We start from the raw sequence: 13,844 nt of genomic DNA, 5'->3' as shown, positions 1-13,844 counted from the left end.
AAAATGAAAAAGAAAAATTTTATCAATTTATTTCTGGTTTTACTAGTCCTGGTGATTGGATGTAGCGATGATTTTACGGAAACTCCAGCTGTTGGAGCCTTATCCGATGAAGCTCTAGCGAACGAAGAAGGTGTCTCATTGTTATTGACTGGGGCTTATTCCTCATTAAATGCGGTAAGCTCAACTAGTTTTGGAAATGGTTGGGGTAGAGCAGCAGATAATTGGTGGATGGATGTATTGTCTGATGACGCACATAAAGGGAGTACCAATGATGACCAAGCTGATTTGAAAGAAATCGAAATTATGAACTGGTCATCTGCCAATGGTTATTTCTATGCACGTTGGGGCGAACTATTTACTTTGGTAAATCGATCCAATGCTGTAATGGCACTTACAAGTTCCTTGGAAAATCCTGTGGATTTTACAGATCAAGTTGCGCAAGCTAGGTTTTTAAGAGCGCTGGCATATTTTCAACTTCAGGTAATGTATGGAAATGTACCCTTCATTTCTGAAGAGAATTATGCTGCCTCTGAATTCAATCAACCCAATACTGGTCCTGTATGGGATCAAATTGAAGCTGATTTTCAATTCGCAATAGACAACTTACCTGACACGCGTGATTCTGGCAATGTAGGTAGGCCAACTTCTTGGACGGCTAAGGCTTTTCTAGGAAAGACGCATTTGTATCAATCAGATTGGGCTGGTGCCCTAACATTGTTAACTGATGTAATCAACAATGGACCATATGATCTTCTTGCTGATTTTGTGGAGAATTTTAGACTGGCCGGTGAAAATGGTTCCGAGTCCGTATTTCAAATTCAGTTTACCACAGATAGTGGTCAGTCATACAATGGTAATGTAGTTGGAGCGCTTAATTTCCCAAATCCGGGTCCTTTTGGTTCCTGTTGCGGATTTTATCAGCCAACACAAGATTTGTTGAATGCATTTCAGACAGATGCCAGTGGTCTTCCATTGCTTGACACTTTCAATCAGACAGATGTAACAAGCGATTGGGACATTCTTTCTTTCGTTCCGGATACAGACCCTCCTCAACCAACGGATTTTACTCCGTTTGCAGGTAATCTAGATCCAAGAGCTGATTATACGGTAGGAAGAAGAGGAATTGACTATAACGGTTATGGCGAACATATTGGTGAGGCATGGATCAGGGCCAAATTTGCCAATGGTGACATTTCTGGTCCTTACTTGCCCAAAAAGAATGTATACTGGGCAGATGATGCTGGAACAAACCAGGCAACAGGTGCTTGGGGACAACAACTTTCCGGTGTCAACTACAATGTGATGCGTTATGCAGACGTGCTGTTGATGGCTGCGGAAGCTGCAGTGGAAACAGGAGATTTGCCAACTGCTCTTAACTATGTAAATCTGGTTAGGAATAGGGCAAAAAATTCCAATTATATGCAAGCAACAGATGGTTCAGGTGATGCTGCTACCTATGTGGTTGAGCCATATGCAGCATTTGCTGATGCCAATTTTGCAAGAGATGCGGTTCGTTTTGAACGTCGTTTGGAACTCGGTATGGAAGGTCATCGTTTGTTTGACCTAAGAAGATGGGGTAATTCCCAAGCTGTGCTGACAGAATATTACACAAATGAAGCACGTACAATCCCTGGTTTTGGAGCTTTAATCAATCCTTATGACAGTAAGCATGACCTATTCCCAATTCCGATTGGAGCAATAGACCTTAGCGCTGGAACTTTAACCCAAAACCCTGGTTATTAAGAATTAGTAGTTTGGTTAGTTTACATGGTTAATTAAGTTTAAGTTGACTAAGAAAACAGGGTGTAAAAACCCTGTTTTCGAATTTATTATATATCTCTAATGAAGTTTAAAGGCAAGGTAATTTTCTTGGTAGGTTTGACAATTTTATTGTTTTTGTCTTGTAGTCGACAAAACAAGGATCAAAAACCTCAATTGTTTTCAAAAATTGGTTCCCAAGAATCAGGGATTGATTTTGCCAATAATTTAATTGAAAATGATTCCCTCAATTACTTCACCTACGCCTATATCTACATGGGAGGAGGAGTTTCTGCCGGAGACATCAACAATGATGGTCTGGTGGATTTATACTTCACAGGGAACATGGTTCCCAACAAATTATACTTGAACAAGGGAAATCTGAAATTTGAAGACATTTCCGAATCTGCGGGAGTTTCAGGAGATGACCGTTGGTATACTGGTACCACCATGTCCGATGTGAATAACGATGGATTTCTGGATATTTACTGCTCGGTTGGTGGAAAATTTGGACCCAAGGAAAATCAATTATTTATAAACAATGGCGATAACACATTTACGGAAAAAGCCAAAGAATTTGGGATTGATGACCCTGGCAATAGTGTTCAAAGCACTTTTTTTGATTATGATTTAGATGGGGATTTGGATTTATATGTGGCCAATTATCCCCCTACTCGATTTAATGCCCCTAACTTTCACTATGCATTCAAACAAAAATTTCCAAAGCCGTTGGAAACTGATAAACTCTTCAAAAATGAAGATGGAACTTTCGTAGATGTAACGGAACAAGCGGGCTTAAAAACATTCGGGCTATCGTTGAGTGCAACCGTGGGCGATTTAAATCAGGACGGTTGGCCCGACCTTTATGTGTCTAACGATTTTAGTAGCCCAGATTATCTGTTCATCAACAATAAAAATGGAACCTTTTCGGAGCAAGTAAAAGCGGTGACCAAGAACACCTCATTTTATGGAATGGGAGTGGATATTGCTGATTTCAACAACGATTTACTGCTAGATGTACTTCAAGTGGATATGACAGCCAACATAAACCGTAGGGCCAAGGCCAATATGGCCAGTATGAATCCAGATTTGTTCTGGAGCACGGTAAATTCTGGCTTTCACTATCAGTACATGCAGAATAGCCTTCAAATGAACAATGGAAATCTATTGGATTCCCTACCTGATTTTAGCAATGTGTCCCGTTTGGCCGGGATTTCCTCCACTGACTGGAGCTGGGGGCCATTGTTTGCAGATTTAGATAATGACGGATGGAAGGATATCTTCATTTCCAACGGTACAAGACGTGAAATAAACAACAGGGATTTTTTCAAAAAGATAGAGCAAACCGGGGTTTCCGAAGATAGCACGTTGATCAAGAGCCTTGCAATTCCATCCGAAAAAATAGACAACTTCGTCTTTAAAAATAACGGGGACTTGACTTTTGAACGGAAAAACAAGGAATGGGGCATTGAACATTTAGGTTTTGCAAACGGCTCAGTATATGTGGATTTGGACAATGATGGAGATCTTGAAATTGTCACTAATAACATTGATGATGTGGCCACGGTGTTTGAAAATAAAAGTTCAGAAAAGAATAACCATCTGACCCTAAAATTTAAGGGTACGAGCAAAAACCCGTTTGGAATAGGAACAAAGGCTACTTTATATGCCAATGGTAGCCATCAATACCAAGAAATGACACTGACCAGGGGCTTTCAGTCCTCAGTGGCCCCACAGCTGCACTTTGGTCTAGGAAATACACAAAGAATAGATTCCATTAAGATTGTTTGGCCAGATAATAAGGTGCAGCTGGTGAGGGGACCTGAAGTTAATTCTTCGCTAATGGTGGATTACGGTATGGCGGTTGCCTTGGAAGAAGGCCAAAAACCATCCAATCCTACTCAGCTGTTTCAGAAGGTGGACCTATCGATGGTGGTTAATCACCGTCACATGGAAAATCGCTATAATGATTTTGACAAGGAAATTTTACTGCCGCACCAAATGTCCATGTTAGGTCCCAATGTAGCTGTGGGTGACCTCAATGGTGACCAATTGGATGATTTCGTTGTTGGGGGTGCAGCACAAAGTCCCGCAGCTATTTTTTATCAAAATTCAGAAGGATTTCAGAAAAAGGAAATGGCTGTTTTAAATGAAGATAGCGCTCATGAAGATATGGGGATTCACATCTTTGATGCGGACCATGATGGCGATAATGACATTTATATGGTAAGTGGGGGCAATGAATTTCCATCCGATTCCCATTTACTTCAGGATAGACTCTATGTGAATGATGGTTCAGGAAATTTTGAAAAATCGAATTCTGCATTACCACAGATGGGCAGTAGTGGATCTAGGGTGCATAGTCTTGATTATGATAAGGACGGGGATTTGGATTTGTTTGTCGGCGGCCGATTGGTGCCAGCAAATTACCCTTTACCCGCCAACAGCTATATTTTGGAAAATGTAAGTGAGCAAGGAATACCCAAATTTGTGGATGCTACTGCAAAAGTAGCTCCCATGTTGGAAAAATTAGGAATGGTTACCGATGCTGTTTGGTCAGATTTTGATGGCGATGGGTGGACGGATTTGATTGTTGTGGGTGAGTGGATGCCTATAACCCTGCTTAAAAATGATCAAGGCTATTTTTCTGATGTTACCCAGACCCATGGACTGGAGGATTCCAGAAGCTGGTGGTTTAGTATAGAAAAAGGAGATTTTGACCAGGATGGTGATAAGGATTACATCGTGGGGAATTTGGGATTAAATTACAAATACAAGGCGAGCAAGGACGAGACTTTTGATATTTACTTCAATGATTTTGACAATAATAGTACCAACGATATTGTTCTGAGTTATTTCAATGAGGGTGAAAAGTTTCCCTTACGAGGAAGGGAGTGCTCCTCTCAACAAATGCCGGGAATCAAGGATAAATTCAAAGATTATGAATCCTTTTCCCAAGCAACCTTAACGGATGTCTATACCGAAAGAAGTCTGGAAGAATCCTTGCATTATCAGGTAAAATCCTTTGCAAGTGTTTATTTGGAAAATAAGAATGGCAAATTTATAAGTCATGAGCTGCCCAAGTTGGCACAGTTGTCCTCCATCAACCAAATTCTTGTGAAAGATTATACCCATGATGGTCATTTGGATGTACTTATTGCGGGGAACCTGCACAGCTCAGAGGTAGAAACCCCAAGAAACGACGCTGGGAACGGGCTCCTCTTAAAAGGTGATGGTGCAGGTGGCTTCACTCCAATTGAAGGCCATATCAGTGGTTTTTATGTGCCTGGGGATGTCAAGGACATGCAATCCCTCCAAATGGATGAAAAAGAATATATTGTAGTGGTAAAAAATTCGGACTATATTCAGTTGCTGCAGTCGGTACCCTAGATGACATTTTACAAGGGCTAATTGTGGGAACAAATCCGAAATCATTGCAAATACCTGAATGAAAATAGTTTTTAGAATTCTCAAAGGCCTACTCATACTATTGGCCGTGCTGCTTGTGATTTTCTTTCTGGGGCCAAAAGTGGAAAAGCCAGATTTGGACACTACATTGCCCGAGGTAAACTCTAATTTATTGGCATTAGAGCAGGAAATTAAACAAGCAGAAAAAGCAATTCCCAATATAAAACCTGATAACGATGCCCGTATCGTGTGGTTTGATAGCATTCCCAGTAAAACACCGTATAGCATTGTTTACCTTCACGGGTGGTCGGCGAGTAGGGAAGAAGGGAACCCCATCCACATAAACACAGCCAAAACCTATGGATGCAATTTGTACCTACCCAGATTGGACGGACACGGATTGCAAGAAAAAGAGGCCATGCTAAATCTTACTGCCAATCAAGTATTGGAATCAGCAAAGGAAGCTATTGCCGTGGCAAAAGAATTAGGAGATAAAGTGATTATTATGGCTACTTCGACAGGGGGCACACTTGCATTGCATTTGGCCGGCGGAGACCCGGATGTTGCAGCAATGCTTTTATATTCCCCTAATGTTGAGATTTATGACCCCAATGCCAAACTACTTTCTGGGCCCTGGGGATTGCAATTGGCAAAGGCGGTCAAGAAGAGCGATTATCACGAATTTGAGGCCAAAGAGGACAAAATGAAATATTGGACCACCAAGTACAGATTGGAAGCGCTGACCCATCTACAATCCTTGGTGGACAATACCATGGTTCCTGAGACTTTTGCCAAGGTTAACCAGCCTGTATTTTTGGGTTATTTCTATAAAAACGATTCCATTCAGGACAATGTGGTTTCGGTCCCTGCTATGCAAACCATGTTTAATCAGCTGGGAACAACCGCCAAGCTAAAACGAAGAGTTGCTTTCGACAAGGTGGGTGATCATGTAATGACCAGTCATATTACCTCAAAGGATTTGGAATCGGTACAGAAAGAAACCCAAAATTTTTTGGAGGAGGTGTTAGGGCTTGAAAAGGTTAAGGTTTTAGACACTATTACTGAAATGGTCTCCGAGGAAATAACACCATAGAATTGTTAAAATTTTTAAAGATCTTTTGGTTACTAGACGACTGGTCATATATTTGTGCTCGCTATGGAGACAAAAACACTTAAGGGCGAATTAAAATGTAACGAGCTTTTGGAAAAAGGGATGGAGGTTCTTTGGTCCAAAGGGTATAATGCCACAAGTGTTAATGACATAGTTCAGGCAGCAGGAGTCCCAAAAGGTTCCTTTTATTTTTATTTTGATAGCAAGGAGGATTTTGCGGTTAAAGCCATAACCACCTATTTCAATTTGAATTATACGCCAGCCAAGGAGATTTTGGATGACTTGTCCAAATCACCCAAGCAAAGACTGTTGGACTTTTATGAGTTCCGATGTTCGGTAATCAAAAATGAATTGGAGTGCAAAATGGGCTGCTTAGCTTGTAATCTGGGCAATGAAATGGCTGAACATAGTGAGAAGATTAGATCAGCTATTGCGGCCAAGGAAGAAATCATAAGAAATGAAATAGCGGCTGTTGTCTTGGAGGCACAGCAAAAAGGGGAAATAAATAGTGCAATAGATGCTATGGATATTGTTGCCTTTTTTGAAGACGCAGGAAAAGGAGCAATGACAACGATGAAAGAAATGAAAAGCGCTTATCCTGTGGATAATTATATGTCGATGCTGCGGAAGTTCATGTTCAGTTAATTTTTTTTGATCTTTTTATAGATGACTGGTCAATTATTAATTTGACTATCATATGGTTCGTCTATAGATAGTCATACAAAAAATAAAGTTGACCGGACAGTTAGTGTCAAATAAAATAAAAATAAATGTCCAAAGCGCATGAGTCAGAACGTCAAAAAATAAACATCATCATAAACCTTAATCAATCCTAATCAATGAATGCAATTCAAAAAACAAAAAATGCAGCCAATGCATTTGCGAAGAATTGGGCCAATTTTGTAATCAAGTTCAAATGGCCTGTTCTCATTTTGACAATTTTACTCGCTATGGGCCTTGCCTCCCAAGGCAAGATGGAGTTCGACGGGGACTATCACGTTTTTTTTAGCGAATCCAATCCAGAGTTGGAAGCTTTTGATGCCCTACAAGAAAAATACACCAAGGACGACAACATTATTGTGGTACTTGCCCCTAAGGACGGTAACATTTTTACTAGGGAAAACCTTGTGGCCATCGAAGAACTTACCGCCGAAGCTTGGAACACGCCTTACTCCTCACGAGTGGATGCAGTGACTAATTTTCAGCATACCAGCGCACAGGGCGATGACCTTTATGTGGATGACCTGTCCTATGATTCTGCAAACAAAACAGATGCTGAAATCGCTGAAATCAGGGAAAAAGCCCTAAAGGAACCACTGCTTGTTCATAGAATTATCAATGAAGAGGGTAGTGTAACAGCAATTAATATTACGGTACGGCTTCCAGGTGAAAATAGCGCTGCCGAGATTCCAGAAGTGACCATTGCAACCCGTGAGATGATGTCAAAATTTCAGGAAAGCCATCCCAATTTTGATGTGTATACCACGGGGTTGGTCCCATTGAATACGGCATTTTTCGAATCGTCCCAAAAAGACCTGATGCTCACAATGGTCATGTTGTTGATCGTGGTCATCGTAACCTTGATTCTGACCCGCAACTTTTTTGCTACCCTGGCCACCCTTGTAGTGGTATTGTTTTCAATCATGAGTGCAGTAGGCTTTATTGGCTTGAACGGAATCAAATTAACGCCCCCGTCAGCAGTGTTTCCAACCATGATATTGACCTTGGCCGTTGCGGATAGTATCCACATTCTGGTTACCTATCTACAGAAGGTGCGCAAGGATGGATTGGATAAAAAAGCGGCCTTGGTAGAGTCTATGCGTCTCAATTTTATGCCGGTTTTCATTACAAGTTTAACCACAGTCATCGGGTTCCTTACCCTAAACTATGGTGATGTGCCACCGTTTTGGGATTTAGGCAATATCGTGGCCTTCGGAATGGCAATGGCTTTCTTGTTTTCTACCACTACCCTTCCTGCACTAATGGCAATTTTCCCGATTTGGAAATCCAAAAAGATAGCCAAGCAACAAGATAAAGAGCTGCACAAAGGCATGTATGCACGATTGGGTCAGTTTGTGATTAAACAACCCTTAAGACTGACCATAATTTCCTTGGCGATTATTGGAATGCTTGCCTATTTGGCCAGTAAAAATGTCTTTAACGATGAGTTTGTAGAGTATTTTGATACAACGGTACAGTTTAGACAGGACAGTGATTTTATCAATGAGAATCTGACAGGATTTTACAATGTGGAGTTCTCCGTAGGAAGTGGGGAAAGTGGAGGAATCAACAACCCCGAATACCTTCAAAAACTGAACGAGTTTGAGGTCTGGTTGGAAGAACAACCCGAGGTAGTACACGTGAATGCCTTTAGTGAGGTTGCCCGAAGGGTCAATCGCTCCATGCACGGCGATGACCAAAATTTTTACAAAGTCCCGGAGAATAGAGAGGAAGCGGCGCAGTATCTCTTGTTATACGAACTATCCCTTCCTTTTGGTTTGGATTTGAACAACCAAATCAATGTGGACAAATCGGAGTCTAGAGTTACGGTCACCCTGGAAAATAATTCCAGTGCCGAGATGATCGCCTTTGCAGAACGATCAGAGCAATGGCTTGAGGATAATGCACCCGAAGCAATGCATTCCCTCGCTGTTAGTCCTACCCTCATGTTCTCCAAACTTGGTTTTCGTCAGGCAGAGAGTATGTTCAAGGGAAATATTATCGCTTTGATATTGATTTCGTTGGTACTTATGATTGCATTACGCAATGTGAAGCTTGGTTTTTTAAGTATCATACCCAACGTGACCCCAGTTCTGGTTGGTTTTGGACTTTGGTTTTTGCTCAAAGGAACCATCAACACAGGGATGGTTATCGTATTCGGGATGACTTTGGGAATCATTGTGGACGACACCGTACACTTTATGAGCAAGTTCCTGCGTGCCCGAAGAGAGCTGGGCTATAACGCCAAGGATGCCATTATTTATGCCTTTGAAACGGTTGGTAAGGCTTTGGTAACTACTACCATAGTGCTTCTCGCTGGTTTTGTGGTCTTGTCCACTTCCACTTTTGCCTTGAATAGCTATATGGCGAGAATAACAGTGATCATTATTATAGCGGCCTTGGTTATCGACTTTATCCTCCTCCCATCCTTACTGATTTTGGTCAGTAAAAAGGAAGAGAAAATAGTGACCGAACCTAAGATGCAAATGCAACTCGATAAATAAATTATAAACACACAATTCGAATTTAATCATGAAGAAGAGTAGAATTTTTATACCAATAATTGCCTCGGTCTTGGCCGTGGTAACCATGAATGCCCAGTCTGCGGAAGAACGTGGATTACAGATTGCCAAAACTGCTGAGAAAGCGGATGAAGGCTTTGGAAGCTCTATTGTGGAGCTTAAAATGACCTTGAAGAATAAAAACGGTCAGACCAGCGAACGGTTTTTGACTACCCGTACCTTAGAACTGACCGAGGACGGTGATAAGTCCTTGATCGTATTTGAAAGCCCAAAGGATGTGAAGGGAACGGCAACATTGACGTTTACCCATAAAGTTGGAGCGGATGATCAATGGCTATATCTTCCATCAATCAAAAGAGTGAAAAGGATTTCCTCCAACAACAAATCAGGGCCATTTGTGGGCAGTGAGTTTGCCTATGAAGATCTGTCTTCCCAGGAGGTAGAGAAATACGGCTACAAATTCCTAAAAGAGGACGGAGATTTGTTAGTGGTTGAGCAGGATCCCGTCGATCCAAAATCAGGGTATACGAGAAGAGTGGTCACTTATAACCAAAGCAAAGGATACCGCTTGGAAAAAATTGAGTTTTACGACCGTAAAAATGCCTTGTTGAAAACCTTGGTCTATAGCGATTACAAACTCTACAAAAACAAATTCTGGAGAGCCGCTACCTTCAATATGGTCAACCATCAGAGTAATAAGGAAACCCTCTTGAAGTTTGGAGAGTACAACTTTGGCGCCGAATTGGCCGATGAAGACTTTACGGAAGTGGCATTGAAAAGAGCGGGTAGCTAGTCCCGTTCCATTTTTGTCTGATTCAGAATGTCAAGGCCAAGGTATGTTCGCCACAAGCTTGTTAATGTGGTTGTGTGATGGTACAGGCTTGTAAATACCTTGGCTTTGATTTTAAATCCAAAGAATTTTGAAGATAAACATGCATAAGAAGTTACTTTTTTGGGTAGCCTTGGGTTTGATGGCAACCACTGTTGGTTTTGCCCAGGAAAAGGAAAAACCCAAATCCGTCCATGAGTTGGAGTTGGAAATGGAGGCGGAATACCGTTATTTTTTGGATGATGCCCAGTTTACAGGACAATTGAACCATTACCCCTCATTTGCTCTGCGACCCGATTATTCCTTGGAATGGAATAAAGGTTATGAAAGTATCAACTTCACTGGTTTTTTTAGGCTGGATAGGGATGATGAGCGTACCCATTGGGATATTCGTGAACTCTATTACCAAAAGGCCAAAGGCAATTGGGAGTTAAGCTTTGGTCTCAAAAAAATCTATTGGGGTGTTGCAGAAAGCAATCACTTGGTGGATATCATTAACCAGACCGATGCTGTGGAAACCTTTGATGGGGAGGAAAAATTGGGGCAACCCATGGCCCAGTTTAGCTACATAACCAACAAACTGGGGACTTTTGAATTTTACTATTTGCCCTATCATAGAAAACGAACTTTTCCGGGTGAAAAAGGTCGATTGCGGTTTGGAACTGTCATTGACCAGGACGATTTGGGTTATGAAAGTGGAGCGGAAGAGTGGCGTCAGGATTTTGCTGTACGTTGGAAACATTACTTCGGCATTTTTGATGTGGGAATTTCCCATTTTTATGGGAATGGAAGGGAACCGTTGTTTGTCTTTGACAACCAAGGAAATATCAATGCTTTTTATCCCGTAATTAATCAAACTGGGTTGGATTTGCAGGTTACCCACGATGCGTTCCTATGGAAATTGGAGGCCATTTACCGCAATGCAGATGCGCAGGATTTTACGGCATTGGTGGCCGGACTGGAATACACGTTCAGCAATATTGATGGCAATGGCCTTGACATTGGACTTTTGGGAGAATATCTGTATGATGAACGGGATGAATTGTCCCTAAATGCACTTCAGAATGATATATTCTTTGGAAGCCGAATCGCTTTTAACGATGTGCAGGACACTTCCATTTTGATTGGAGGAATAACGGATTTGGAGTCGAGTAGCAAGATTTTTAGTTTGGAGGCTTCGAGGCGTTTTGGTTCCAATTGGCGAGCAGAGGTGGAGGCCAGAATTTTTAACGAGATTGACAATACGGAGCTGATTCTATCCAATTTTAGGGAAGACAGTTTTTTACGCTTCACTATTTCGCGTTTTTTTTAAAAGAACTGGATGATGGGTCGACTAACTCAAATCATCTAGGGTAGTTCCTATCCAAGAAAGCCCCAACCAAAGGTTGGGGCTTCTTATATTCGCGGAAAACTAAACTATTGCTTGTTATGACTTTGGAACAAGATAGTGTCCAATTCCAGATATTTATCTTTCATCAATGCCAAGGCAAATGCAGCGGCAGAAGCCGTAAAGACGGAATAATCAAAGGATCCTTTAATGCTGGAGGAGAATGTAATGGCCAAAGCAAACCCCAACAACAAATAGCCTGATAGTTTGGCGGTCAACTCGGTTTTTAGACCTAGTAGAAGGAAGATCGCAAAAATAACTTCCAAAGCTGTGGCCAAAAATGCGACCGCAGGAATCATTGCTTCGGGAAACCATGGGTTCATGGCTTGGGTACTTTGTACAAAAACGTCCCAAATACCCCAGGAATAAAGCCCTTCTGGCCAAAAACCAAGACGGTCGGCAACTGCGGATAGAAATGCGGTGGATAAGGATAACCTTAAAAATAACTTAACAAATTTTGAATGCATAAGATTGATGTTTTCAACAAAATTAATGATCCATCAGGCCATCATTCTTTGATAAATGTCAAAAAATTAAGGGGCTTTTCTAATCCGGCTCAAAGTTTCCTGGGTCATGCCCAAATAGGAAGCTATATGGCCTAAATTTACCCGTTGGATGAGTTGTGGCCTTGTCTTGACCAAATTGTTATAACGCTCTTTGGCGGAAAAGAACAAGAATTCCTCAATGCGATCTGCACCTTCGGTGTACATACGTTCCAAAACAAGTCGCACATACTTTTCGTATTCTGGATGTTGCGATAGCAAATGTTGAAGGTCGGCATAAGAAATGGAGAACACCTCGCTATCCTCCAACAACTCCACATTGTACCGGCTCTTTTTTAAGCTTATAATACTATCCACAGCGGTAATGATTTCACCTTCGGAGGCCAGATGAACCGTTATGTCTTTCCCATCTTTGTAGAAAAAAGTTCGGGCCAAGCCTTTTTGGATAAGGTAGATATGTTCGCAAATAGCCCCTCTTTCATGTAGCAAATGGTTTTTTGCATAGTTGTTAAGTTCCATTCGTTCAAAAATCTTGGAGATAAGATCTAAGGGAACCAAATTGTCTAGTTTAAGAAAATCCATAGCAGGGAAAAGGCCTTTGTGAAATCAATAACTTAGGAGTCCCAAAGATATAGGAAACCTTATAGAGCAATTGGTAAATGTTATGATGTCTTTGTAGAATTCTTTCTTGTAATCAAAAGTCCAGCAATGATCAAAAGCCCTCCAATAAGGTGATAGAAGTACAAGTTTTCATTAAAGAAAAAGGTGAGTACGGCAGCAGAAAGTGGGACAACATTCATGTATATGCCGGCCTTGTCTGCTCCAACAATATGTACTCCTTTTTGCCAAAGGTAGTAAGCAAATGCAGTACCCAGACATCCAATGCCCAACACAGCCATCCAGAACTTGGTGCTGTGGTTCAATACATTTTCCATTCCCGTCAATGGGAGTAAGAATGCAAACCCTATAAGGCAACATACCCCGGTGAGCATGGTGAAATTGATGCTGGAAAAATGGCCGGCAAACTTTTTTACCCATACGTGGTGAAGGGCAAAGAAAACATTGGCTATAAAAATCAAAATATCTCCCTTATTGAACTGGATGTTCGCCAAGTCAGTAATATTCCCCTTGATGATGATATAAATAGCACCTACAAATGCGATGGAAATACCCAACAACTGGATTTTCTCAATCTTGGTTTTAAGGATTTGACGGGACAATAGCAAAGTTATGGCTGGATTCAGACTTATGATCAATGCCGCATTAATGGCCGTACTGTATTTAAGACCCAAAAAGAAGAAAAAATTAAAGCCAAACAGCCCAATCAACCCTGGAAGTGCAACACCTCTAAGATTGTTTCGTATGGATTGTAAACTAGGAAGGCTCCGAATTCCAACGAGTGCCAAAGTTCCGGCTCCAAACAAAAAGCGCCAAAATCCTGCTTCAATGAAGCCAACTTCCGTAAGAACAACCCTCGCCAAATGGAAATTAAGACCTAATAAGGAGGTGGCGATAATTAAATAAAGAATAGCTCTCATGAATTAGTCGCTAAGTCTCCGCGAATATGCAAAGGAAAGTTCCAAAATGACCTTTTATGACCCAATTT

General features: G+C 41.3%; 10 protein-coding genes. 7 read left to right on the top strand and 3 right to left on the bottom strand.

All coding sequences use genetic code 11. The annotated features are described in order from the left end of the window. The first annotated feature begins 3 nt into the window (after window positions 1-3). The 7 genes from FGG15_RS17790 (at window position 4) to FGG15_RS17760 (ending at window position 11,660) form a co-directional block, all read left to right on the top strand. Window positions 4-1,743 (top strand): RagB/SusD family nutrient uptake outer membrane protein, encoded by a 1,740-nt coding sequence (locus tag FGG15_RS17790; RefSeq protein WP_138838836.1) that lies wholly within the window; start codon window positions 4-6, stop codon window positions 1,741-1,743. A gap of 192 nt (window positions 1,744-1,935) precedes the next feature. Further along, on the top strand, window positions 1,936-5,148 hold the full coding sequence (locus tag FGG15_RS17785; RefSeq protein WP_237561866.1) for a VCBS repeat-containing protein: 3,213 nt from the start codon (window positions 1,936-1,938) through the stop codon (window positions 5,146-5,148). Between the two features lie 58 nt (window positions 5,149-5,206). After that, window positions 5,207-6,259 (top strand): alpha/beta hydrolase, encoded by a 1,053-nt coding sequence (locus FGG15_RS17780; RefSeq protein WP_138838832.1) that lies wholly within the window; start codon window positions 5,207-5,209, stop codon window positions 6,257-6,259. 63 nt (window positions 6,260-6,322) lie between these two features. Further along, window positions 6,323-6,922 (top strand): TetR/AcrR family transcriptional regulator, encoded by a 600-nt coding sequence (locus FGG15_RS17775; RefSeq protein WP_138838830.1) that lies wholly within the window; start codon window positions 6,323-6,325, stop codon window positions 6,920-6,922. Between the two features lie 194 nt (window positions 6,923-7,116). Further along, the gene (locus FGG15_RS17770; RefSeq protein WP_138838828.1) at window positions 7,117-9,501 is read left to right on the top strand and encodes an efflux RND transporter permease subunit; all 2,385 of its coding nucleotides are present in this window, start codon (window positions 7,117-7,119) and stop codon (window positions 9,499-9,501) included. A 28-nt stretch (window positions 9,502-9,529) separates the two neighbouring features. Next, window positions 9,530-10,312: an outer membrane lipoprotein-sorting protein gene (locus tag FGG15_RS17765; RefSeq protein ID WP_138838826.1), complete on the top strand. Its 783-nt coding sequence runs from the start codon at window positions 9,530-9,532 to the stop codon at window positions 10,310-10,312. 139 nt (window positions 10,313-10,451) lie between these two features. Next, a complete protein-coding gene (locus FGG15_RS17760) occupies window positions 10,452-11,660 on the top strand; it encodes a hypothetical protein (RefSeq protein ID WP_138838824.1) in 1,209 nt (402 codons plus the stop codon). Between the two features lie 104 nt (window positions 11,661-11,764). On the opposite strand, the gene FGG15_RS17755 is transcribed toward FGG15_RS17760, so the two are convergent. The 3 genes from FGG15_RS17755 to FGG15_RS17745 all read right to left on the bottom strand — a co-directional run bounded on the left by FGG15_RS17755 (window position 11,765) and on the right by FGG15_RS17745 (window position 13,776). Then, window positions 11,765-12,202 carry a DoxX family membrane protein gene (locus FGG15_RS17755; protein WP_138838822.1) on the bottom strand — a complete coding sequence of 146 codons (438 nt, stop codon included), beginning with the start codon at window positions 12,200-12,202 and terminating at the stop codon, window positions 11,765-11,767. 66 nt (window positions 12,203-12,268) lie between these two features. Continuing rightward, complete coding sequence (locus FGG15_RS17750; protein WP_138838820.1) at window positions 12,269-12,820, bottom strand: Crp/Fnr family transcriptional regulator; 552 nt, start codon at window positions 12,818-12,820, stop codon at window positions 12,269-12,271. A gap of 80 nt (window positions 12,821-12,900) precedes the next feature. Then, window positions 12,901-13,776 carry a DMT family transporter gene (locus FGG15_RS17745; protein WP_138838818.1) on the bottom strand — a complete coding sequence of 292 codons (876 nt, stop codon included), beginning with the start codon at window positions 13,774-13,776 and terminating at the stop codon, window positions 12,901-12,903. Between the last annotated feature and the right edge of the window lie 68 nt (window positions 13,777-13,844).

Origin of the sequence: Flagellimonas algicola, assembly GCF_005937185.1 — a bacterium.
Lineage (GTDB): Bacteria > Bacteroidota > Bacteroidia > Flavobacteriales > Flavobacteriaceae > Flagellimonas > Flagellimonas algicola.
Note: the sequence above shows the minus strand (reverse complement) of the source record. Positions and strands in the feature narration are given on the sequence as shown.